Origin of the sequence: Herbaspirillum sp. meg3 (genome assembly GCF_002257565.1) — a bacterium.
Lineage (GTDB): Bacteria > Pseudomonadota > Gammaproteobacteria > Burkholderiales > Burkholderiaceae_D > Herbaspirillum.
Window position 1 is genome coordinate 4,987,459 of sequence record NZ_CP022736.1, and the last position, 22,491, is coordinate 5,009,949.

General features: G+C 59.8%; 20 protein-coding genes. 2 read left to right on the plus strand and 18 right to left on the minus strand.

What is annotated here, in order from left to right:
- Positions 1-106: 106 nt before the first annotated feature.
- The 9 genes from hmeg3_RS22415 to hmeg3_RS22455 form a co-directional block, all read right to left on the minus strand.
- Positions 107-751 carry a DUF502 domain-containing protein gene (locus tag hmeg3_RS22415; RefSeq protein ID WP_094565713.1) on the minus strand — a complete coding sequence of 215 codons (645 nt, stop codon included), beginning with the start codon at positions 749-751 and terminating at the stop codon, positions 107-109.
- 23 nt (positions 752-774) lie between these two features.
- Positions 775-1,161 (minus strand): FmdB family zinc ribbon protein, encoded by a 387-nt coding sequence (locus hmeg3_RS22420; protein WP_094565714.1) that lies wholly within the window; start codon positions 1,159-1,161, stop codon positions 775-777.
- 162 nt (positions 1,162-1,323) lie between these two features.
- A complete protein-coding gene (gene otsA, locus hmeg3_RS22425; protein WP_094565715.1) occupies positions 1,324-2,709 on the minus strand; it encodes an alpha,alpha-trehalose-phosphate synthase (UDP-forming) in 1,386 nt (461 codons plus the stop codon).
- A gap of 75 nt (positions 2,710-2,784) precedes the next feature.
- Entirely contained in the window at positions 2,785-4,647 is a 1,863-nt protein-coding gene (locus hmeg3_RS22430) for a glycoside hydrolase family 15 protein (protein WP_232511778.1), read from the minus strand.
- A 104-nt stretch (positions 4,648-4,751) separates the two neighbouring features.
- Positions 4,752-5,498, minus strand: coding sequence for a trehalose-phosphatase (otsB, locus tag hmeg3_RS22435; protein WP_094565716.1), 747 nt, complete (start codon positions 5,496-5,498; stop codon positions 4,752-4,754).
- Between the two features lie 389 nt (positions 5,499-5,887).
- Complete coding sequence (locus hmeg3_RS22440) at positions 5,888-7,351, minus strand: sodium:solute symporter family protein (RefSeq protein ID WP_094565717.1); 1,464 nt, start codon at positions 7,349-7,351, stop codon at positions 5,888-5,890.
- A gap of 194 nt (positions 7,352-7,545) precedes the next feature.
- Positions 7,546-8,295: a DNA-3-methyladenine glycosylase gene (locus tag hmeg3_RS22445; RefSeq protein WP_094566511.1), complete on the minus strand. Its 750-nt coding sequence runs from the start codon at positions 8,293-8,295 to the stop codon at positions 7,546-7,548.
- A gap of 96 nt (positions 8,296-8,391) precedes the next feature.
- Positions 8,392-9,687, minus strand: coding sequence for a diaminopimelate decarboxylase (gene lysA / locus hmeg3_RS22450; protein ID WP_094565718.1), 1,296 nt, complete (start codon positions 9,685-9,687; stop codon positions 8,392-8,394).
- Between the two features lie 19 nt (positions 9,688-9,706).
- On the minus strand, positions 9,707-9,970 hold the full coding sequence (locus hmeg3_RS22455; RefSeq protein WP_094565719.1) for a lipoprotein: 264 nt from the start codon (positions 9,968-9,970) through the stop codon (positions 9,707-9,709).
- 40 nt (positions 9,971-10,010) lie between these two features.
- On the opposite strand from hmeg3_RS22455, the gene cyaY reads away from it, so the two are divergent.
- Positions 10,011-10,346 (plus strand): iron donor protein CyaY, encoded by a 336-nt coding sequence (cyaY, locus tag hmeg3_RS22460; protein ID WP_094565720.1) that lies wholly within the window; start codon positions 10,011-10,013, stop codon positions 10,344-10,346.
- 22 nt (positions 10,347-10,368) lie between these two features.
- Here the strand turns inward: cyaY and glpK are convergent, their stop codons facing one another.
- Positions 10,369-11,868, minus strand: coding sequence for a glycerol kinase GlpK (glpK, locus tag hmeg3_RS22465; RefSeq protein ID WP_094565721.1), 1,500 nt, complete (start codon positions 11,866-11,868; stop codon positions 10,369-10,371).
- Between the two features lie 180 nt (positions 11,869-12,048).
- Between glpK and gspG the strand changes: the two genes are divergently transcribed.
- Positions 12,049-12,519, plus strand: coding sequence for a type II secretion system major pseudopilin GspG (gspG, locus tag hmeg3_RS22470; protein ID WP_094565722.1), 471 nt, complete (start codon positions 12,049-12,051; stop codon positions 12,517-12,519).
- Between the two features lie 103 nt (positions 12,520-12,622).
- On the opposite strand, the gene hmeg3_RS22475 is transcribed toward gspG, so the two are convergent.
- The 8 genes from hmeg3_RS22475 to hmeg3_RS22510 all read right to left on the minus strand — a co-directional run bounded on the left by hmeg3_RS22475 (position 12,623) and on the right by hmeg3_RS22510 (position 22,458).
- Positions 12,623-12,823, minus strand: a complete 201-nt coding sequence (locus hmeg3_RS22475) for a hypothetical protein (RefSeq protein WP_094565723.1) — start codon at positions 12,821-12,823, stop codon at positions 12,623-12,625.
- A gap of 39 nt (positions 12,824-12,862) precedes the next feature.
- Positions 12,863-14,221: an ATP-dependent protease ATPase subunit HslU gene (gene hslU, locus hmeg3_RS22480; RefSeq protein WP_094565724.1), complete on the minus strand. Its 1,359-nt coding sequence runs from the start codon at positions 14,219-14,221 to the stop codon at positions 12,863-12,865.
- Between the two features lie 18 nt (positions 14,222-14,239).
- A complete protein-coding gene (gene hslV / locus hmeg3_RS22485) occupies positions 14,240-14,776 on the minus strand; it encodes an ATP-dependent protease subunit HslV (protein WP_007878415.1) in 537 nt (178 codons plus the stop codon).
- Between the two features lie 283 nt (positions 14,777-15,059).
- Positions 15,060-18,728: a trifunctional transcriptional regulator/proline dehydrogenase/L-glutamate gamma-semialdehyde dehydrogenase gene (gene putA / locus hmeg3_RS22490; RefSeq protein ID WP_094565725.1), complete on the minus strand. Its 3,669-nt coding sequence runs from the start codon at positions 18,726-18,728 to the stop codon at positions 15,060-15,062.
- A 260-nt stretch (positions 18,729-18,988) separates the two neighbouring features.
- On the minus strand, positions 18,989-19,396 hold the full coding sequence (locus tag hmeg3_RS22495) for an RcnB family protein (RefSeq protein ID WP_094565726.1): 408 nt from the start codon (positions 19,394-19,396) through the stop codon (positions 18,989-18,991).
- A 190-nt stretch (positions 19,397-19,586) separates the two neighbouring features.
- On the minus strand, positions 19,587-20,312 hold the full coding sequence (locus hmeg3_RS22500; RefSeq protein ID WP_094564992.1) for an ABC transporter ATP-binding protein: 726 nt from the start codon (positions 20,310-20,312) through the stop codon (positions 19,587-19,589).
- A 129-nt stretch (positions 20,313-20,441) separates the two neighbouring features.
- A complete protein-coding gene (locus hmeg3_RS22505; RefSeq protein WP_094564993.1) occupies positions 20,442-21,209 on the minus strand; it encodes an ABC transporter ATP-binding protein in 768 nt (255 codons plus the stop codon).
- A 31-nt stretch (positions 21,210-21,240) separates the two neighbouring features.
- Entirely contained in the window at positions 21,241-22,458 is a 1,218-nt protein-coding gene (locus hmeg3_RS22510) for an ABC transporter ATP-binding protein (protein WP_094564994.1), read from the minus strand.
- Positions 22,459-22,491 lie beyond the last annotated feature (33 nt).

The window sequence follows — 22,491 nt, forward strand, 5'->3', positions numbered from 1 at the left end:
TTTCGTTTGATTCAGTTTTTGTGTTCTTGTGTGTTCTTTAATGCGGGCGGGCGAAGGCGGGGCAGAACAGCGCGGTCATGATGACGCAGAGGCGCTGAACGCCCCGTCAATTATGGTTGGCCGCGTCGCCTGCGATATCCGTGATGATCTTCTTGTCCGCCTGCATCTCCGGCGCGACAACACCCATAGAGACGATGTACTTGAGCGCTTCGTCCACGCTCATGTCCAGCTCGACGGTATCGGCGCGTGGCACCATCAGGAAAAATCCCGAGGTCGGGTTCGGCGTGGTCGGCACATACAGACTGACATAGTCGCCCTGCAGGTGGTTCTTCACTTCACCGCCGGGAATACCGGTCAGGAAAGCGATGGTCCACGAACCCTGGCGCGGATACTGCACCAGCACGGCCTTGCGGAACGCATTGCCGGAGGACGAGAACAGCGTGTCGGATACTTGCTTGACGCTGGAGTAGATCGACTTGACCACCGGTATGCGGGTCAGCAAACCTTCCCACAACGACACCACCTGACGGCCAATGAAGTTGCGCGTAGCCAGACCTGTGATGAAGATGATCAGCAACGTAAGGATGGTGCCCAGGCCGGGAATGTGGAAACCGACCAGCGCTTCCGGCCGCCAGCTTTCCGGCAGCAGTAGCAGGGACTGATCCATGGTGCCGATGATCAGATTAAGCACCCACACCGTGATTGCCAGCGGGACAAGGATCAGCAGACCGGTGATGAAGTATTTACGCATGGGATGGGTTTTCGCGGTTTTGCTCAGGAAGCGCTTGGCGTACTTGGAGCGCTGGGGGCACTCGGCGTACTCGGAGCAGCAGCGGCAGCAGGAGCGGCCGCCGGTGCTGCCGCAGTTGTGGAGGCGGCAGGTGCAGAAGCTCCGCCGGCGGCATCAGAAGACGCCGGAGCTTCGCTTGCAGGCAAGGCGGTACCGGTCGCGCCGGTACTGTTGGCAACGCCGCTGCCATTGCCGCGGAAATCGGTCACATACCAGCCCGAACCCTTGAGCTGGAAGCCGGCGGCGGTCAGTTGTTTTCTGAAGCTGTCCTTGTTGCAGGACGGGCAAACGGTCAACGCGTCGTCAGACATCTTTTGCAGTACATCTTTGGCAAAACCACACGCTTCGCAGCGATACGCGTAAATCGGCATGAATTACTCCGGCAAAAATCGTCCAAAACCCTGAATTATAAAGGTTTTTCAGGCGTTTTTACGAGTCCGCCGCAAGTCAGGCCCGCCGAGGCCGGGCAAGGGCCTGGACAAGCGTTCCTAAAAGCAACAAATTGCAAAGATTATTGCAAAAGAAAGAAAAAACTAGGCGTCGTTGCGGGATTGTTCCAGAGTCTGCAAGAAACTACGGCACCACCAATGCACGTCGAACTCGCGAATCCGCGCCAGCAAGGCAGCATGGCGCTCCTTGCGCTCCTCCAGCGGCATCTGCAAGGCGTGCTGGATCGCCTGTGCCGTACCGTGCGTATCGTAGGGATTGACCAGCAAGGCTTCTTTCATCTGCTCGGCGGCGCCGGCGAAACGCGACAGCACCAGCACGCCGGGATCCTCCTCGTCCTGAGCGGCGACGAATTCCTTGGCGACCAGATTCATGCCGTCGCGCAGCGGCGTCACCAGCGCTACCGCGCAGGCACGGTACAACCCCGGCAGGCGTTTGCGCGCGACGGTGCGGTGCATGTAACGAATCGGCATCCATTCGAAATCACCATAGTCGCCGTTAATGGAGCCGCACAGGCTTTCCAGTTCGCGCTGGATATCGGCGTAGGCATCGACGTCTTCACGGCTCGGAGAGGCCACCTGCAGCAGCGTCGCGCTGTGGCGGTTTTCCGGATACTGCTGCAGCAACTCGCGGAAAGCACGGATACGATGCGGCAAACCCTTGGAGTAGTCGAGCCGGTCGACGCCGATCAGCAAGCGTCGCCGCGAGTATTCCTTGCGCGTGGTCTCAAAGGTTTCGCGCGCTTCGCGGGCACGGCCGAGACGCTGAAAGTCATCGACATCGATCCCGATCGGGAAAGCCTTGGCCTGCACCGTGCTGTTGAAGGCGCGGAACTGGCTGACCCCGACGGTCTCGGCAGTGGCTTCGGCTTTGACGTAGTGCGAAAAGTGCAGCAGATCGGCCTCGGTCTGAAAACCGACCAGATCGTAAGCAAACAGGGCGCGCATCAGCCATTCATGCGAAGGAATCGCTGCCAGGATCTGTTGCGGCGGCAGCGGAATGTGGAGAAAGAAACCGATGCGGTTGCCGCAACCCATGGCGCGCAATTCGGCTGCCAGTGGAATCAGGTGATAGTCATGAATCCAGATCAGGTCATCCGGCTTCAACAACGGCATTAGCTTGCGTGCGAACAGCTGATTGACGCGGCGATACCCGCCGAGACGACCGGATTCGAAATGCGCCAGATCGAGCCGGTAATGGAACACCGGCCACAGCACACCATTGGCATAGCCGCGGTAGTAAGCGTCGTGGTCTTCGGCGCACAAATCGAGTTCGGCCAGCGTGACGGAACCGGCCTGACTGACATGCAAGGCGCCTTCACCGGGCGTGCCGTCTTCGACAACCTTGCCGCTCCAGCCGAACCAGACACCACCGGTGCGTTTGAGAGTTTCACCCAGCGCCACCGCCAGCCCCCCGGCCGCCGGCTTGCGCGGATCAGCGAGACGATTCGAAACTACAACGAGGCGGGACATGGTGAAACTCCTTTTTTGTTGTGTTGGACGGATGGAAACGGAGATGGCGGAAAGATATGCATAGGCAAACGCGCGTCAGATCACGCTCTCCCACGATGCGGACAAGCGCATCGCGCAATTGATGATCCCGACCATCGAATAGGTCTGCGGGAAATTGCCCCACATCTGGCCGGTTACCGGATGCGTGTCTTCGGACAGCAGACCAACGTGATTGCGTGCCGCCAGCATGGCTTCGAAAATTTCGCGCGCCTGCTCCTTGCGGCCGATGCGGGCAAGTGCGTCGATGCGCCAGAATGTGCAGATGTTGAAAGCGGTTTCAGGGCGGCCGAAATCATCCGGTGCTTCGTAACGGCGCATGTAAGGGCCGTCGCACAGATATTTTTCCAGCGCGTCGACAGTCGCGATGAAGCGTTTATCGGTCGGCGCAATCAGCCCGACCTCCACCATCAGCAAGACGCTTGCATCGAGGTCGCGGCCACCGAAGCTTTCGGCATAGGTCTGACGTTCTTCATTCCAGGCTTCGGTCAGGATGCGCTTGCCGATCATGTCGGCACGCTCGATCCAGTACGTGGCGCGATCGGTCAGCTCAAGCCGTACGGCGATCTTGGCGAGCCTGTCGCAGGCGGCCCAGCTCATCAGCGCAGACGAGGTATGGATGCGCGACCGCGTGCGCAATTCCCACATACCGGCATCAGGCCGGTCGTACATCTCAAAGGCACGCTCACCGACGGCTTCCAGATGCTTGAACTGCTCGATGCCGGCGCGATGATGCAGGCGGACATCGTGGAAGGCCTGCGCTGCACCGAGAATGATGTTGCCGTAGACGTCGTGCTGGAAATGCTCGTAGGCCTGATTGCCGACACGTACCGGCGCGTGATGGCGATAACCGGGCAAGTGATCGAGGATCTGTTCCGGCAAGGCTTCTTCGAGGCCGATGCCATACAGCGGCTGCACGTGGCCGCCGGCCGAGCGCACCACGACATTGGTGAGCCAGCGCAGATAATCTTCCATGGTGCCGAGTTCGGAAATGCTGTTCAACGCGCGCACCACGAAGAAGGCGTCGCGCAGCCAGCAATAGCGATAGTCCCAGTTACGCGCACTGCCCGGTGCTTCCGGCACGCTGGTGGTCATGGCGGCAATGATGGCGCCGGTGTCTTCATACACCGACATCTTGAGCGTGATGGCGGCGCGGATGACCGCGGCTTGCCACTCCAGCGGTGTGGCGAGACTGCGGCTCCAGTTGCGCCAGTAGGTAACGGTTTCCTGCTCAAAACTGCGTGCGGTGTCGCCGATGCCGCCAGTCAGCGTCTCGTCGGGGCCGAGCAAGAAGTTGAACGGGCGGCTGATGACGAAAGCCGTTTCATCCAGAAGATAACTGATGGGCGCGTCGGTGTTGAGCCGCAGCGTCATTTCCGAACCGACGTAGCGCACGTGATTACTGCCGCGCGTAATTTCCGGCACTTCACGTCCCCAGTCGAAACGCGGACGCAGCAGCACGCGCAGGCGCGGCGCACCGTTTAGCGGCAGCACGCGGCGCACCAGCGTCTGCGGCCGGAAGAAGCGGCCGCGGCTTGGGAACCGTGGGGCAAAGTCGGTGATCTCGACGCCCTGCCCGAGCGTGTCGTAGAGACGCGTTTTGAGCACGGCCGTATTCGGCTCGTACCACTGCTCGCTGTGCGAAAAGTTCTCCAGCTCGAAACTCCACAAGCTGCCGCTTTCGTCGGGGTCGAGCAAGGCGTTGAAGACCGGGTCGCCGTCGAATCGCGGCAGACAACACCAGACGATACGGCCGAGCTTGTCGATCAGCGCGCTGTAAGAACAGTTGCCGATAACGCCGAGATCGAGAGATGAGGTGGAAGGCCGGTCGCCGTCGTTGCTGACGCCGGTGGAGGTATCGTTGCTGGGAGTGTCGATGGATGACGGTGATGACGTGCTCATGCTGCCTTTCCTCTCTTTACTCTTTTTGTTGTTGCCCGAATATTGTTGCCGGCAAACTTGCCTGACCGGCGCCAGGACTTCGGGTGCGCGAAAAAATGTTCCTGTCAGCGATCCCGGTCTACGGCTCTCAGCGCTTGCTCCAGCCATTGATGCAAAGCAGCCGGGTTATCCAGCCGCATGTTCGCCTTGCTCTGCCCTTCGCCGATCTTGATGCCGAAGCCGCCGCCGTGCGACTGCACCCACTCGAAGCCGGCTTCGTCAGTGACGTCGTCGCCGACAAATACCGGACGGCGTCCGGCAAACGGCGCTTCACGCATGAACGAGGCGATGGCGTCGCCCTTGTCGGCCAGCGCCGCTTTGGCTTCCACCACCATCTTGCCGCGCAGGACGGAAAAACCGGGCACGCACGAGACGGCATGATTCATGGCTTCGATACAGGCCTCTTCCAGATGCGGGGACTTGCGATAGTGCAGCGCCAACGCGCCACGCTTGGGTTCCAGCAGCAGCCCGGGATGGCGCGCCACCAGCGGCGCCAGACGCTCCATCAGGCGAGCCGTGTCGGGCGCGGACAGTTGAATCAACCGCCCTGAGGCATCGCGCCTTTCCAGCCCGTGCACACCCGCAGCAGGCAAGTGGAGCGGCGCCAGATAATGGTCGAGCTGCACCACCGGACGACCGCTGACGACTGCCAACGCGCCGTTCGAGAGTTCTTGAAGCCGCTGCAACATTTCAATCAGATCCGGGGCGGGCACCACGCTGTCGGGCTCGGGAGCCAGGTTCACGAGGGTGCCGTCGAAGTCGAGAAACAATGCATCAGCGGCAAAGTCGTATTCATGAGTTCGCAGAGACATGCTTTGTGAGGTCGATTTAATATCGATTAGTTCCAATTGGCTTTTCGACAATAAAGTCGTCTTTTAGCGAAAAACCTCCTTGGGAAAACGCAAAAGAAAACGCGATGCCACCGGTGTAAAAAGACCGGACGGACGTTGCTGAAAGAAGAAAAAACCGGAGAACTATGCCGCTCGCGCGATTCGCTTAATCATGCAGAGAATGCGAATCACCCGAGGGGTAGGAGGAGAATGAAATCCGTTGTGCACAAACGGCTCACGTTTGTCTATCGGTGTTGCATGAAGTGACTAAAGAGTAAGCGTCTTACACTGCTGACAAGCTGTTTGACTGCTGGCACAGCTTGAATCGCTTGCCTGGTTGGCTTGCTTTGTTACCAACCAGGCAAGCCAGATCAGTTGCTCTGACCGTCGGTGCTCAATACCGCCTGCGCGGGCGTCTGAGGAATCGGCGCCACCAGTTGCGGCATCAACGAACCGACCACCATGCCGCCGATGCTCATCAGCAAACCGACCAACTGTGGCGGCCACATACCTTCCGGCGCCGTGTATTCCAGTGTGATCCACGAGATCAGGCCGAGGATCATCGCCGCCAATGCGCCCTGACGCGTGGCGCGCTTCCAGTAGACGCCAAAAGCCAGCGGCGTGAAGGCGGCGACCAGCGTGACCTTATAGGCGTTTTCGACCATCTGATAAATGCTGGACTGGCTGTTCAACGCCAGCGAGGTCACGGCGATGGTGAAGACCAACACCACCACGCGCATGGAGAACAGGAATTCCTTGTCGCTCTTCCATGGACGGATTTCCTTGATCACGTTTTCGGTGAAGGTTACCGACGGCGCCAGCAGGGTCGCGCTGGCGCAGCTCTTGATCGCCGACAGCAACGCGCCGAAGAACATGACCTGCGCAAACACCGGCATCTTTTCCATGATCAGCGTCGGCAATACCAGCTGCGAATCGGTTTCCAGCAAGCGCGACACCATCGCCGGATCGATCAGCGTCGCCGAGTACGCCAGGAAAATCGGGATGAACACAAACATGAAATAGATCACCCCGCCCAGGATCGAGGCATTGCGTGCGATGTTTTCATTCTTCGACGACATCACGCGCTGGAACACGTCCTGCTGCGGAATCGAGCCGAGCATCATCGTTATCCAGGCGGCAAAGAACCACAGTACCTCCTTGGGCGTGGGCGAAGGCCAGAAGTTGAACTTGCCGGCATCCGCCGCATGCTGGATCACGACCGCAGGGCCGCCGACCATGCCGGAGACTTCCCACCCGATGTACAGCATGCCGACCACCACGATGATCATTTGCAGGAAGTCGGTGATCGCCACCGCCCACATGCCGCCCATGAGCGTGTAGATCAACACGCTGGCAGCGCCGATGATCATGCCCCAGTGCATGGGAATGTACCCGCCCGAAACCACGTTGAACACCAGCCCCAGCGCCTTGATCTGCGCGGCCACCCAGCCGAGATAAGAGATCACGATACAGATCGTCACCAGCATTTCAGCCGCGCGGCCAAAACGCTTCTTGTAGTAGTCGCCGATGGTCAGCAGGTTCATGCGGTACAGCGGCTTGGCGAAAAACACGCCCACCAGAATCAAGCATAGCGATGAGCCGAAGGGATCAGCAACGATACCGCCCAGGCCTTCCTTGAGGAAGGTCGACGACACGCCCAGCACCGCTTCCGAACCGAACCAGGTCGCGAACACGGTCGCCGTCACCACCGACATCGGCAATGAACGTCCGGCCACGGCGAAGTCCTTGCCGCTCTTGACGAACTTGGTTGCGTAAAGACCGATACCGACTGAAATCACCCAATAAAGTATGACGAACCAGATCAGGGCATTCATGCAATTTCCTTACGCAAAAGGGCTGTGAAAAAGGCCCGGAAAGTGGGAGGGCTAGTGTGCGAAAACGCGCATTATAACGGCATTAGCTGCGGGTTTTCCCACCCTGCCAGCCATTCGTCAGCAAATTTCGCGCCACCGGCGAATGACGATAGCGGCGTGCAATCCCGGCGAGCTGAAAACGCCGGATCAGGACATCAGCTCATCACCGAAATCACGTCCTGCGGAAATTGTTGCACGGCGGCTACATTGCCATCGCGATCAATCCAGCGGTAGTCCAACGGCGCGGTCTGCCCCTTGCGCAGGGGATTGCGCGTACAGTGGCGAGCGTAGGCAGGATCGACATAGCGGTAAGGCAGATGCTCATCCCGGCCCGCCGTGATGCCCAGCCGCGTGGTTTCGATCAGGGTCTGCGGTGTTTCGCCGACATCGTCGACAAACAACTCTTCCGGATCAAAGGAACGCGCGTCCCAATCAGAGACACGCAAGGCCAAAGACTTGCACAACAAGGTTTGGCCTGCGCACAGCCGGTGCAGAGGCCGCACGGCACCCTGCGCGTCGGGGTTTTGTGCCTGCATCACGGCCAAGGCTTCGGGGCCGGCGATGGCGTCTATCCAGGGATAGGCGGATTTGATGAGAACTGCGTTGCCCGGGCCGGCGGCGCTGAAGTTAAGCGAATCGCCGCCGCGCGAGTAATACATGTAGATGGTGCCGCCTTCCATGAAGAGCGCGCGCCGTTTGTGGGTGTAACCCAGCGAGGCGTGACTGCCTCGCTCGTCGAGGCAATAGGCTTCAGTTTCGATAATCCGGACGGAGAGCCATTGGCCCTTCCAGCGCCGGCGGATTACTTTACCGATCAGGGCGCGCGCCAGTGCAGGACTGTCCTGATCGAAAAAACGGTTGTCCAGCATGGTGAAGCGGGCTGCGGCAGGCGAAACTTTACGCATCTTGTCGTCCATCGAATTCTACGTCCATCATCAAATGACAAACGGGGCGAGTCCTTTCGGAACTCGCCCCGTCTTCAGCACAGATTGCTCATCGACTCAGTCGACGATAGCTTCCAGCGCAAACAGGTCAGCCGGATTTTCGCGCTTGCGGATCAGGTGCACCTTGTCGCCATCGACCAGCACTTCTGCCGCACGGCCGCGAGTGTTGTAGTTGGAGGCCATGGTCATGCCGTAAGCACCGGCCGACATCAACGCCAGCAGGTCCCCGGACTCCAATGCCAGTTCGCGGTTGCGCGCCAGCCAGTCACCGGATTCGCAGACGGGGCCGACGATGTCGTAGGTTTGTGCCGCATCCTTGCGTTGCTGCACGGCTTGCACGCCATGCCAGGCTTCATACAAGGCGGGACGCATGAGGTCGTTCATGGCGGCGTCGACCACGGCGAAGTTTTTGGTTTCACCGTGCTTCAGGTATTGCACTTCGGTGATCAGCAGACCCGCGTTGCCGACGATGGAACGGCCGGGTTCGAACATGACCTTGATGGCACGGCCGTCGTACTTTTGCTTGCGCCAGGTGTCGACGCGGGCAAACAGCCGGCCCAGGTAGTCGCCGACCGGAACCGGTTGCTCGTCGTCATAAGTGATGCCGATGCCGCCACCGATGTCGAGGTGATGGATGGCGATACCTTCGGATTCCAGCTGATCGATCAGTTCAATGACTTTGTCGAGCGCTTCCAGCAGCGGCGCGTCGTCCAGCAACTGCGAACCGATGTGGCAGTCAATGCCGACGACTTCAATGTTCGGCAGTGCAGCCGCATCGCGGTAGCAGGCCAATGCGTCTTCATAGGCGACGCCGAACTTGTTTTCTTTCAGGCCGGTGGAAATGTAGGGATGGGTCTTGGCGTCGACGTTGGGATTGACGCGCAGCGAGATGCGCGCACGCTTGCCGGCTTCGCCTGCGACTTCATTGAGGCGATGGACTTCGGGGATCGATTCGACATTGAAGCAGAGGATGTCGTGCTCCAGCGCCAGACGCATTTCGTCACGGCCCTTGCCCACGCCGGAAAAGATCACCTTGCGCGGATCGCCGCCGGCGGCGATCACACGCAGCAGTTCGCCGCCCGAAACGATGTCGAAGCCGGAACCGAGTTTGCCCAGCAGGTTCAACACTGCCAGATTGGAATTGGATTTGACCGAATAACACACCAGCGCGCCGCCCTCACCGGCATCCACGCTGCGGCCGGCTTTTTTGCAGGCATCGGCGTAGGCGGAGTAGTTGGCGGTCAATGCTGCCTTGGAATACACGTAGAGCGGCGAGCCGAATTGCTTGGCCAGTGCATTCAAGGGCAGATTTTCAGCGTGCAGAACGCCGTCGCGATAGGAAAAATGGGGCATAAAGTAGAGACAGCGAGAATTATTTTGATTGGGGAACAGCGGTATTCGATGACGCCGCGCCGGCTTTGCCGGTCGTCACGTCAGTTGCAGCATCAGTTGCAGCATCAGCGCCGACATCGGCTGCCGCCGGAGCCGGCGCAGTCCTGACAGGATGCGGCGCAGGCGGTTTCGGCAGGTACAACGGTCCCTTCTGACCGCAGCCGGTCAGCAGCACGATCAACGCAACAGCGCTCAGCGCGAGGGACGCCGGACGGGCCGGGGAAAAATAAAATGGAGACTTCACGATAGAATCACGGGTTTACATCAATGTCTCGGAGTGTAGCATGACAGAATCAGAATTCCTGGCCCTCGCGGATTCCGCGCTGAACGCGATCGAAGCCGCACTGGAGCAGGCCACCGACGACACTGACCTCGACGTCGAGTGCAGCCGCAGCGGCAATGTGCTGGAAATCGAATGCATCGATAACGGTTCCAAAATCATCGTCAACAGCCAGGCCCCGATGCAGGAACTGTGGCTGGCCTCCAAGTCGGGCGGCTATCACTTCAAATACGACGGCAAGCAATGGCTGAGCGCACGCGACGGCTCCGAGCTGTACGCCACGCTGTCGGCCTCGGTCACCGAGCAGGCCGGCGTGGCTGTCACGCTGACTGCGCCGTAGCACAACATAATGTAACTTTGTATCAGCTATCGTCGGCCCACGACTTGGCAGCCGCAATCGCGCGCTGCCAGCCGCGCACCAGCTTGCCGACCTGCTCTGCGGGCAAGGCAGGTTTGAAGCCGGCGTCCTGACGCCATTGCCGGCGCAAGGTTTCCTGATCGGGCCAGAATCCGACTGCCAGTCCCGCCAGATAGGCGGCGCCCAGCGCGGTGGTTTCCGTCACTTCCGGACGAATCACTTCGACGCCGAGAATATCGGCCTGAAACTGCATCAGCAGATCATTGGCGGTCGCCCCGCCGTCCACGCGTAATTGCGCAATATCCAATCCGGCGTCGGCCTGCATCGCCTTCAGCACATCCATGGTCTGATAGGCGATGCTGTCGAGGGCGGCGCGCGCCAGATGTGCCGAGGTGGTGCCGCGCGTGGCGCCAAACATGGCACCGCGTGCATGCGGATTCCAGTGCGGCGCGCCGAGTCCGGCAAAGGCCGGCACCAGATAGACGCCATCGCTGCCGGGCACGCTGCGCGCCAACGCTTCCACATCGCGCGAATGCCGGATGATGCCGAGACCATCGCGCAGCCATTGCACCACCGCGCCGCCGATGAAGATGCTTCCTTCCAGCGCATATTGCACTTTGCCGTCGACCTGCCAGGCAATCGTGGTGAGCAGATTGTTCTTCGACACGATGGGCTTGTCGCCGGTGTTCATCACCATGAAACAGCCGGTGCCGTAGGTATTCTTGACCATGCCGGGCGCCGTGCACATCTGCCCAAACAAGGCCGCGTGCTGATCGCCGGCGATACCGGCAATCGGGATCTTCGATGCAAATACCGTGGTCTTGGTGTGACCGTAGAGTTCGCTCGATTGCCGCACCTCAGGCAGCATGCTGCGCGGGATATCCAGCAACGCCAGCAACTCATCGTCCCATTCCAGGGTATGAATATTGAACAGCATCGTACGCGAGGCGTTGCTGACGTCGGTGACGTGCAGTTCGCCACGCGTGAAGTTCCAGATCAGCCAGCTGTCGACGGTGCCGAACGCCAGCTTCCCCGCCTTCGCCAGATCACGCGCACCGGGCACGTTGTCGAGTATCCAGCGGATCTTGGTGCCGGAGAAATAAGAGTCAACCAGCAATCCGGTTTTGGCGCGGATCGACTCCTGATGGCCTTCAGATTTCAGCGCGTCGCAAAACGCGGCGGTGCGCCGGTCCTGCCATACGATGGCGTTGTACAGCGGACGTCCGCTGTCGCGATCCCAGACGATGGTGGTCTCACGCTGGTTGGTGATGCCGATGGCGGCGATGGATGCGCCATTCACTCCCGCCTTGGTCACCGCTTCGGCAGCAACACCGGCTTGCGTAGACCAGATCTCTTGCGGGTCGTGCTCGACCCAGCCCGGATGCGGATAGATCTGCTGAAATTCCTTTTGCGCCGTACTCACGATATGGCCGGCGCGGTCAAACAAAATGGCACGTGAACTGGTAGTGCCCTGGTCGAGCGCCAGGATGTATTGCTCCGACATGTCTTCCTCCGGCGGCGATGCCGCGCATAACAATGTTATTTTGACAACGCCTGCAGTGTGCTGAGCAATCTGCTGCGAAAAATTCCATCGTTTCCCGCTGTGACGCTCCACCTCGATGCATCGCGTGCCTTATACTCTCGCATCTTGTCACACTCACAGCAATTCTGGAAAGCACGTTCAATGCGCAGCACGACCACGCAACCCGACCCTCGTTCGTCCAACCATGCGCGGCAACGCGGCTTGACGAAGTTCCAGCTGCTCGCAGCAATCGCCGTCATTGCGGTGATTGCGATTGTCGCCGCACCGCGTCTGATGACCGTCGTCAATCACGCCCACAATCCGGAAACCGTCACTGCCGAACAAGATCTCGGTGAGATTGAAAAAGCGCTGCAACTCTACAAGCAAGACACCGGCAGCTATCCGACCAATGACCAGGGCCTGCTGGCGCTGATCGTCAAGCCGACGCGCAGCCCGATTCCGAAGGAGTGGAAAACCGGCGGCTACATCGACCGCCTGCCGCGCGATCCGTGGGGCCATCCTTATCAATACCGGCTCAGCAGCGAAGGCGACGCCTTTGACGTGTTCTCGTTCGGCGTCCATGGCCCGGATGAAGGCGACGACAATCCGGGTGTGATCCGCAGCAAGCATTGATTGCTCAGTTGCGCAGTACCTGAGCAGCACGCCACTCCGGACGTAAAAAAGCCACGGAAATCCGTGGCTTTTTCATTGCAGCTAGTCGCTACAAACCGAAACCTTAATCCTGCTCCGGCTCGTCCAGTTTCTTTTTCACGTCCAACCGGGCCGACTGCCGCAGCGCCGATGCCGTCTTGCGATGCGGACCGGCGGCGCGCTGCTTGGCGGCGACCGCCACCGGATTGCGCGGCTTGGCAAGTTTTTGCGAAGGCTCGACGCGAAAGCTCATCTTCTGCCTCGTTGCCAGTGCCTTGTTTGCCATGGGTGCGCGCTCCTTCTCTGCGGTTCGGTCCTGTTACGCTTACAGCACGTAACGCGACAGGTCTTCGTTGACCGCCAGTTCGCCCAAACGATCCTTGACGTAGGCCGCATCGATGGCAATGGTCTGCTCACCGGTTTCACCGGCGGAGAAAGAGATCTCTTCCAGCAGCTTTTCCATCACGGTGTAGAGACGGCGGGCGCCGATGTTCTCGGTCTTTTCGTTGACCGAAAACGCGATCTCCGCCAGTTGCTGGATACCGCTGTCGTCAAACTCCACCTTGACGCCTTCGGTTTCGAGCAGGGCCTGGTATTGCTTGGTCAGGCAGGCATCGGTGCCGGTCAGGATGGTTTTGAAATCATCGATCGACAAGGAATCCAGTTCGACGCGGATCGGGAAACGGCCTTGCAGTTCCGGAATCAGATCGGACGGCTTGGCCAGATGGAAAGCGCCCGAAGCGATGAACAGAATGTGATCTGTCTTGATCATGCCGTATTTGGTGTTGACGGTCGTCCCTTCCACCAGTGGCAGCAGATCGCGTTGCACACCGGCGCGCGAGACGTCGGCACTGCCTTGCGAGCGTGTGGCGATCTTGTCGATTTCGTCGAGGAAGACGATGCCGTTTTGCTCGACGTTGGTGATGGCCTTCTGCTTCAACTCTTCTTCATTGACCAGCTTGCCGGCTTCTTCTTCGATCAGGAACTTCATGGCTTCCTTGATCTTGATCTTGCGGGTTTTCTTGCGGTTGCTGCCCATGCCGGAGAACATCGACTTGATCTGTTCGGTCATTTCTTCCATGCCCGGAGGCGCCATGATTTCCATGGACGGTGCGGCGTCGGACAACTCGATCTCGATCTCGCGGTCGTCAAGCGCGCCTTCGCGCAGACGCTTGCGGAAGGTCTGGCGCGTGGTGCTGCCTTTCTCTTCCACGCCGTCACCCGAGGCGGCCGCAGTCTTGTTGCCTTCCGGCGTGAAGCCGAAATCGCGTGCCGGCGGCAGCAGGATATCGAGCACACGGTCTTCGGCGGCGTCTTCAGCGCGTGCGCGTACCTTGCGCACTTCGCCTTCACGCGTTTGCTTGACGCCGATGTCGATCAGGTCGCGGATGATGGTGTCGACATCGCGGCCGACATAGCCGACTTCGGTGAACTTGGTGGCTTCGATCTTGATGAAAGGCGCATCGGCCAGCTTGGCCAGGCGACGGGCGATTTCGGTTTTACCGACACCGGTGGGGCCGATCATCAGGATGTTCTTTGGGGTGATTTCATGGCGCAGCGGTTCGGCGACCTGCTGACGACGCCAGCGATTGCGCAGCGCAATGGCGACGGCGCGCTTGGCGCGACCCTGGCCGACGACGTGTTTGTCCAGTTCGGAGACGATCTCTTTGGGAGTCATGTTCATGGTGATGTTCTTTGCTCTTTAATCGAGGGTTTCGATAATGTGATTCAGATTGGTATAGATGCAGAGCTCGCCTGCGATCACCAGTGATTTTTTGACGATATCGGCGGGCGACAGTTCGGTATTCTCTTGCAGCGCCTTGGCGGCCGATTGGGCGAAAGTACCACCCGAACCGATCGCACCAATGCCGTCGGTCGGCTCCAGCACGTCGCCGTTGCCGGTGATCACCAGAGTGCTGTCGCGGTCGGCGGTCAGCAGCATGGCTTCGAGGCGGCGCAGCATGCGGTCGGTGCGCCATTCCTTGGCCAGCTCAACCGAGGCGCGCATGAGGTTGCCTTGGTGCTTTTCCAGCTTGGATTCAAACAGGTCAAGCAGCGTAAAAGCATCGGCCGTGCCGCCGGCGAAACCGACCAGAACCTTGCCGTTATAGAGCTTGCGCACTTTGCGCGCCGTGCCCTTCATGACCACGTTGCCGAGCGTCACCTGCCCGTCGCCGCCGAGCGCCACGGTGTTGCCGCGTCGAACGGAAAGGATGGTCGTGCCGTGAAATTGTTCCATGCTAATGCCTCAATGAATGGTGTTTCTACAGAATGTCGCTTTGCTTGTTCTGGTGAAATGGGGTCAGCCGCGCAGATTGCAAGGAGATTGCAAAGTACGTGGGCGCGTCACGTCCGAACGCCATATTTTACGCCGCCGGGCAGGACGAAACAGAATGGAAAAAGAGCAGGACGTGGACAGATGACAATCTGTCTACTTTAAGGAAGGGAAACGGAACATGGACAGGAATGTAAAAATGCCGTCGCCCCAGCGCATGCTGGAACGACGGCATTTCTTTACAAACTCAGACCGACAAGGTCATCAGGCTCGCATTACCACCTGCAGCCGTCGTATTGACACACAGCGCACGTTCAGCCACCAGACGCCACAAGGCAATCGGCGCATCTTCAGCCGTCGGCACCAGCGGCACCAAGGCGCCCTCGCGGGCTGCCAACACATTGCGCCATTGCGTGATGACCGGCGCATCAACCAGCGCCAAATGCACATCCGCCGCCGCAATGTCGCCGCTGACATCAATCGCCTGATGCACCACTTGCGGCAAACCGGCAGGGATCAACTTGCTTTGCATTGCCGGCACCACCGCCGTATTGCCGGTGGCAAGCACCGCAGCCAGTTGATTGAGCAGAGCCGAGACGTCGTCGGCGGCGCACAGGATCTTGCCGCGCGGCGCGAACGACAGCGTGTTGCGTTCGCCGGTCGGGCCGGGCAAGGTCAACGTCTTGTAGAGCAGGCTTTCCTGCACATAGGTCGCACCGACTTGCGCCAGCTTCGCGTGGCCATGGGTGGCGGCCCAATCCAGCAATGCTTTCAACGGCGCCGATGCAGCGCCCTTATCGTCGCTGAATAGTTTGACTTCGGCGTGGCGCTGCAGGCGCTTGAGATAGAGCGGGCCGCCTGCCTTGGGACCGGTACCCGATTTGCCTTCACCGCCGAAAGGCTGCACGCCGACCACTGCACCGACGATGTTGCGGTTGACGTAGATGTTGCCGACATGCGCGCGCTGCGCAACGAAATCGATGGTTTCATCGATGCGCGAATGCACGCCCAGCGTCAGGCCGTAGCCGCTGGCATTGATGGTGTCGATCAGTTGCGGTAACTGGTCGCGGCGATAGCGCAGCACGTGCAGCACGGGACCGAAAACTTCGCGCTTGAGCTGGGTGATGGAGTCGATCTCGATCACGGTCGGTGCGACGAAGGTGCCTTGCGCGTGACGCTCGTCCAGCGGCAGCTGATAGACCTTGCAGTTCTGCTTCATCTGCTCGATGTGCGCCAGCAATTGCGTGCGCGCGTCGATGTCGATGACCGGGCCGATGTCGGTTTCCAGGCAGTCCGGACGGCCGACGCGCAACTCTTGCATCGCCCCCTTCAGCATGGTCATGGTCTTGTCGGCGATGTCTTCCTGCAGGCACAGCACGCGCAGCGCCGAGCAGCGTTGGCCGGCGCTGTCGAAGGCCGAGCTGAGGACATCCTGCACGACCTGTTCAGGCAAGGCGCTGGAGTCGACGATCAAGGCGTTCTGGCCGCCGGTTTCAGCGATGAACGGAATGTCGCCGTGCTCGTCCTTGATGCGTTGCGCCAGTGTGCGATTGATCAGTTGTGCGACTTCGGTCGAGCCGGTGAAGATCACGCCTTTGACGCGCACGTCGCCCGTCAGCGTAGCGCCGACGGTCTCGCCGCGGCCGGGCAAGAATTGCAATGCCGCGCGCGGGACACCTGCTTCATGCAGCAATTGCACGGCACGATGCGCGATCAGTGGTGTTTGTTCGGCAGGCTTGGCCAGCACGACGTTGCCGGCGGCCAGCGAAGCGCTGACTTCGCCGATGAAAATCGCCAGCGGGAAATTCCATGGACTGATGCAGACCACCGGGCCCCAGGCCAGCGCGTTGCCGTCGTGGCGTGTTTGCAGTGCGTAGTAACGCAGGAAGTCGACTGCTTCGCGCACTTCCGCAATGGCGTTCGGCAGCGACTTGCCGGCTTCGCGCACGGCCAGCGCCATGAGTTCCGGCTGATGTGTTTCAAAGAGATCGGCGGCGCGCTCCAGCATTTGCGCGCGGTCGGATGAGGACACCGATTGCCATTCGGAGGCGAAAGCGGTCGCAGCTTCCAGCGCGCTTTCCACGTCGGCGCGCGAGGCTTCGACCACCTGGCCGACGACGTCGCGACGGTCGGCCGGATTGCAGATCTGCTGCAACTCGCCGGTCGAGTGGGCGCCATCGTGCAGCAACGGCACAGCTTGCCATTGATGCGTCGACGCCTGTACGAAGATGCGGTCGAGTTCGCGCAGGCTGTCTTCGTTGCTGAGATCGATGCCGGTGGAGTTTTTACGTTCTTCACCGTACAGATTGCGTGGCAACGCGATCTGTGGATGCGGCTCGCCGCCGGACTTTTGCACGGAGGCGATCGGGTCGGTGATCAGCGTATCGATGGCGACGTTTTCGTCGACGATCTGATTCACGAAGGACGAGTTGGCGCCATTCTCCAGCAAGCGGCGCACCAGGTAAGCCAGCAGCGTCTGATGCGAACCCACCGGCGCGTAAATGCGGCAAGCTTTGCCGAGCTGATCGGCGCCCACCACCTGGTCGTAAAGCGTCTCGCCCATGCCATGCAAACATTGGAACTCGTAGTCGTCAATCTTGTGTTGTTGCGCCCAGGTGTAAATCGCGGACAGCGTGTGCGCGTTGTGCGTGGCGAATTGCGGATAGATGGCGTCGGTCGAGGCCAGCAGTTTTTGCGCACAGGTCAGGTAGGACAGATCGGTGTGCACCTTGCGCGTATAGACCGGATAGCCGGACAAACCGTCCACTTGCGCGCGCTTGATTTCGCTGTCCCAGTACGCGCCTTTGACCAGACGCACCATCAGCTTGCGACCGCTGCGGCGCGCCAGATCAGCGAGGTAGTCGATCACGAAGGGGCAACGCTTTTGATAGGCCTGCACCACGAAACCGATGCCTTCAAAACCATCGAGGTCGCGATCAAACGCCAGCGCTTCCATCAGGTCCAGCGACAGCTCCAGGCGGTCGGCTTCTTCGGCGTCGATATTGAGGCCGATGTTGTAGGACTTGGCCAGCACCAGCAATTGCTTCAGTCGCGGCAACAGTTCATTCATCACGCGCGCATGTTGTGCACGCGAATAGCGCGGATGCAGCGCCGACAGTTTGACCGAAATGCCGGGACCGTTCTTGATGCCGCGGCCGTTGGAGGCGCGGCCGATGGCGTGGATGGCTTCTTCGTAGGATTTGTAATAGAAGGCGGCGTCGTGCTCGGTCAGCGCGGCTTCTCCGAGCATGTCGTAGGAATAGCGATAGCCGCGCTTTTCGTTGTCGCGGCTGTTGTCGAGCGCTTCGGCGATAGTCTGGCCGGTGACAAACTGATTGCCCAGCATGCGCATGGCGAGATCGACGCCCTTGCGGATCAGCGGCTCGCCGCCCTTGTTGATCAGACGCGTCAGCGCCGAAGCCAGACCGCTTTCGCTATTGGTACCGACCAGCTTGCCGGTGATCAGCAAGCCCCAGGTTGCCGCATTGACGAACAGCGATGGCGACTCGCCCAGATGCTTGCGCCAGTCGCCCTTGCTGATCTTGTCAGCGATCAGGCGGTCGGCGGTCTGGTGATCGGGAATGCGCAGCAGCGCTTCGGCCAGGCACATGAGCGCCACGCCCTCTTCCGACGACAGCGAGAATTCATGCATCAGCGCATCCACGCCGGACGAGCGGGTGCGTTTGGTGCGCACTGCCTGCACCAGCTTACGCGCGAGCTTTTGGGTCGCCTCGGTCCAGGTCGCATTGCTTTGCACCTGCGACAGCAGCCACTGTACGGCGCCACGTTCATCGCGGCGGTACACCGCAGTGATCGCTGCGCGCAATGGCGTTTGCTCAGCCATCACTTCGTGATGAAAAACGGAGAAAGCAGGAAGAAAAGTAGAAGCGTCGGACGGATGGGAGGCGTTGTTCATATTGGTTTGTCTCGGAAAAGTCGGCAAAACACGGTTTTTTGCTTGCTGCGATTTTATTCGGGATACGCCAATATTAATTCTGCATTTAACGCATTAATTGCAAATTAAATTAAGATAAGTATGTTTTTACAGAATTATATTCTTAATAATTTTTGACTTTGGCTGATAAACAAACACCCGTCCGGACGATGCGGGACGGGTGTTTGGATGAAGCTGAAAGGCTGTCTGGCTGATTACGCCTGACGGCTTAATGAATCGGATTAATTGCCCAGCAACAATTGCATGATGATGCCTGTGCCGATGGCGACCAGCACATAATCACCACCGGTCTGCACCCATTGGTAGCCGCGCGGCGGCGCGCTCAGGCGATGTTCGCGCCAGTTGTTGACGACGTACTGGCGGTTGCGGTATTCCGGCGGCAGGCGGTCGCCGCGGTGGAAGGCGTGGTTAGGACCGGCGCCGCGTTCGTCACGGCGATCGGGTGGACCGCGGCGATCATCACGATGATCGCGATGGTCGTCACGACGATCAGGCGGACCGCGTCGATCGTCATGGCCTTGCGGTGGACGGCCGTCGTCGCGACCATATTGTTGGGCATAGACAGCAGGCAAAGCGCCGACGCCGAGCGTCAGGGCGAGAACCGAGGAGACAATGGATTTTTTATTCATGGTGGGCTCCGTACGATATCAATAAAGCAAAAACCCGCTGCACAGCACTGTTGCCGAAAGCATATGCACTGCGAATGCAGCGGGACTGCAGTATGGAGCCCTTAACACGTGGCATGGTTCCTTAAAGGATGTATCTGAATGCTACCAAGGAAGCCTGCTCTAGCGTTGTCAGCCGGATGTCAGTCTTGCATCAGCCTTCACCCAGATAAGCCGCCTTCACACGTGGATCGTTGAGCATGTCCTTGGCGTTGCCGGTCATGGTGATCAGTCCCGACTCCATCACATAGCCGCGATGCGCTGCTTCCAAGGCCAGCTTGGCGTTCTGCTCCACCAGCAGGATCGTGATGCCCTGCGCCGATACCGTACGGATCACTTCGAAGATCTTCTCCACCATGATCGGCGACAAGCCCATCGACGGTTCATCCAGCAGCAGCAATTTCGGATGGCTCATCAGCGCACGCGCCATGGCCAGCATCTGCTGTTCGCCGCCCGACAAGGTACCTGCCATCTGGCTGGCGCGTTCCTTCAATCGTGGAAACACGGTGAACCAGTGGTCGATGTCTTGCGCGATCTGCTGCTTGTCGTCGCTGGTGTAGGCGCCCATCAGCAGGTTCTCGTGGATGCTCATGCGCGTAAAAACGCCACGCCCTTCCGGCACCATCGCCAGCTTTTGCTGCACCAGATTGAAGGAGCTTTGGCCCTTCAGCGCTTGACCGAGATAGGTGATGTGGCCGCTGACTTTGCAGTTCGGCAGCGTGCCGGTGATGGCTTTCAAGGTGGTGGTCTTGCCGGCGCCATTGGCGCCGATCAGCGTGACCAGTTCGCCTTCATTGACTTCCAGGCTCGCGCCCTTGACGGCCTTGATGCCGCCGTAGGCGACGCTCAGGTCTTCAACTTTTAAGATGTTTGTTGTCATTGTGATCTTTCAACTTTTTATACAGCGCTTCGTTGACTCTGTGGCGTACCTTGAGCGCCGTAGCGAGCGGGGGCAGGCGAGCATCGCAGTGCTGGTCTGCGCCCGCGCAGCAGGCGAACAAGGTGCGCATTAATGGGCAGCACCAAGATACGCTTCGATGACTGCGGGGTTCTTCTGCACATCCGCCGGTACGCCTTCGGCAATCGGCTTGCCGTAGTCCAGCACCGTCAGCCGGTTGCACAGGCCCATCATCAGTTTGACGTCATGTTCGATCAGCAGGATGGTTTTACCTTCCGCCTGAATCTTGACCAGCAATTCTCTGAGGCCGAGCTTCTCGGTGGCGTTCATCCCGGCCGCCGGTTCGTCCAGCGCCAGCAGTTGCGGCTCGGTCGCCAGTGCGCGCGCGATCTCCAGTCGGCGTTGGTCGCCGTAGGACAAATGACGCGCCGTACGCGAGGCGAACTGGCCAATGCCGACGAAGTCGAGCAGCTTTTGTGATTTCTCTTTGATTTGTGCTTCTTCGTCGCGGGCGGCCTTGTGACGGAAGACGGCGCCGAAGACGTTCTGTTTGGTGCGCACGTGGCAGCCGACCATGACGTTCTCCAGCACAGTCATGTCGCCGAAGAGGCGGATGTTCTGGAAGGTGCGGGCAATGCCGGCCTTGGCCACTTCGTGCGGGGCGCTGGGGCTGTAGGGCTTGCCGGCCAGTTCGAAGCTGCCGGTGTCGGGTTGGTACAGGCCGGTGATGACGTTGAAGAAGGTGGTCTTGCCGGCGCCGTTGGGGCCGATCAGGCCGTAGATCTGACCTTGTTCGATGGTGAGACTGACGCCCGACAGGGCTTGCAGGCCGCCGAAGCGTTTGCTGACGTCGGCGATTTTTAACAGGGTGGTGCTCATTGGTTCGTCCTCTGTGTGCTGTTCGTCGAGATTAGGCTTTGACCACGCCAACCGGCTCGTCGCCGTGCGGGTGATCGGCTTCAGGGCGGTCTTCATGGCGGGGAGACGGCCACAGACCAGCGGGACGGTTCAACATGATGATGACCATGGCCAGGCCGTAGAGCAGCTGGCGCAGCACTTCGGCGTCGATCCAGACTTTGCCGAACAGGCTCATTTGCACCGGTTCGACCACGTGACGCAGCACTTCCGGCAAGGCGGCGAGGATGATGCCGCCCAGCACGACGCCGGGGATGTGGCCGATGCCGCCCAAGACCACCATGGCCAGCACGGCGATGGATTCGGTCAGGGAGAAGGATTCCGGCGAGACAAAGCCCTGGAAGGAGGCGAACATGGCGCCGGCCACACCGCCGAACGAGGCGCCCATGGCGAACGCCAGCAGTTTGACGTTGCGCGTGTTGATGCCCATGGCCTTGGCGGCGATTTCGTCTTCGCGGATGGCGACCCAGGCACGGCCCAGTCGCGAATCCTGCAGGCGGATCGAGAAGAAGATCACGCCGATGCACAGCAGCAGGAAGAGGAAGTAATAGGCGTTGACCGACGGCATGGTGAAGCCGAGAAACTTGACGATGGAGCCGGATCCCGGTTCACCGGCCAGCGAGACGCCGAAGACGCGGATCGGGTCAATCAGGTTGATGCCTTGCGGCCCGTTGGTGATGTTGACCGGGGCGTTGAGGTTGTTCATGAAGATGCGGATGATTTCACCGAAGCCCAGGGTCACGATGGCGAGGTAGTCGCCGCGCAGCTTCAGGGTCGGTGCGCCCAGCAGTGCGCCGAACACGGCCGCAATCAGGGCCGACAGCGGCACGATGATCCACAGCGACAGGTGGATACCGCTCTGCACGATCTGCGGGCCGCAGACCATGACGAGGAAGTTGCCCACCGCCGGATAGGTGTTGACGAAGGATTGCAGCACGTCGGCGAACTGGGGCGAGGCCAGCAAACCGGCGGTGTAGGCGCCGATGGCGTAGAAGGCGATGTAGCCCAGATCCAGCAGGCCGGCAAAGCCCACCACCACGTTCAGGCCCAGGGCCAGCATGATGTAGAGCAAGGCCATGTCCATGATGCGTACCCAGGAGTTGCCGAACATGCTGGCAACAAACGGGAAGGCGATCATGACGATCAGGAGCGCAGCCAGGCTGAGTCTGGCCTGCTGCGGGTTGCGTTTCTTGTCGAAGGTGAGGAAGGCCATGTCGGTCTCTCTTTCTTTATCTGTTCTGAGGCT

What these genes read in the sequence shown, in the direction of transcription:
- hmeg3_RS22415 (WP_094565713.1), bottom strand. Translation starts at nt 751, where the DNA reads ATGCGTAAATACTTCATCACCGGTCTGCTGATCCTTGTCCCGCTGGCA.
- hmeg3_RS22420 (WP_094565714.1), bottom strand. Translation starts at nt 1,161, where the DNA reads ATGCCGATTTACGCGTATCGCTGCGAAGCGTGTGGTTTTGCCAAAGAT.
- otsA (WP_094565715.1), bottom strand. Translation starts at nt 2,709, where the DNA reads ATGTCCCGCCTCGTTGTAGTTTCGAATCGTCTCGCTGATCCGCGCAAG.
- hmeg3_RS22430 (WP_232511778.1), bottom strand. Translation starts at nt 4,647, where the DNA reads ATGAGCACGTCATCACCGTCATCCATCGACACTCCCAGCAACGATACC.
- otsB (WP_094565716.1), bottom strand. Translation starts at nt 5,498, where the DNA reads ATGTCTCTGCGAACTCATGAATACGACTTTGCCGCTGATGCATTGTTT.
- hmeg3_RS22440 (WP_094565717.1), bottom strand. Translation starts at nt 7,351, where the DNA reads ATGAATGCCCTGATCTGGTTCGTCATACTTTATTGGGTGATTTCAGTC.
- hmeg3_RS22445 (WP_094566511.1), bottom strand. Translation starts at nt 8,295, where the DNA reads ATGCGTAAAGTTTCGCCTGCCGCAGCCCGCTTCACCATGCTGGACAAC.
- lysA (WP_094565718.1), bottom strand. Translation starts at nt 9,687, where the DNA reads ATGCCCCATTTTTCCTATCGCGACGGCGTTCTGCACGCTGAAAATCTG.
- cyaY (WP_094565720.1), top strand. Translation starts at nt 10,011, where the DNA reads ATGACAGAATCAGAATTCCTGGCCCTCGCGGATTCCGCGCTGAACGCG.
- glpK (WP_094565721.1), bottom strand. Translation starts at nt 11,868, where the DNA reads ATGTCGGAGCAATACATCCTGGCGCTCGACCAGGGCACTACCAGTTCA.
- gspG (WP_094565722.1), top strand. Translation starts at nt 12,049, where the DNA reads ATGCGCAGCACGACCACGCAACCCGACCCTCGTTCGTCCAACCATGCG.
- hmeg3_RS22475 (WP_094565723.1), bottom strand. Translation starts at nt 12,823, where the DNA reads ATGGCAAACAAGGCACTGGCAACGAGGCAGAAGATGAGCTTTCGCGTC.
- hslU (WP_094565724.1), bottom strand. Translation starts at nt 14,221, where the DNA reads ATGAACATGACTCCCAAAGAGATCGTCTCCGAACTGGACAAACACGTC.
- hslV (WP_007878415.1), bottom strand. Translation starts at nt 14,776, where the DNA reads ATGGAACAATTTCACGGCACGACCATCCTTTCCGTTCGACGCGGCAAC.
- putA (WP_094565725.1), bottom strand. Translation starts at nt 18,728, where the DNA reads ATGAACAACGCCTCCCATCCGTCCGACGCTTCTACTTTTCTTCCTGCT.
- hmeg3_RS22495 (WP_094565726.1), bottom strand. Translation starts at nt 19,396, where the DNA reads ATGAATAAAAAATCCATTGTCTCCTCGGTTCTCGCCCTGACGCTCGGC.
- hmeg3_RS22500 (WP_094564992.1), bottom strand. Translation starts at nt 20,312, where the DNA reads ATGACAACAAACATCTTAAAAGTTGAAGACCTGAGCGTCGCCTACGGC.
- hmeg3_RS22505 (WP_094564993.1), bottom strand. Translation starts at nt 21,209, where the DNA reads ATGAGCACCACCCTGTTAAAAATCGCCGACGTCAGCAAACGCTTCGGC.
- hmeg3_RS22510 (WP_094564994.1), bottom strand. Translation starts at nt 22,458, where the DNA reads ATGGCCTTCCTCACCTTCGACAAGAAACGCAACCCGCAGCAGGCCAGA.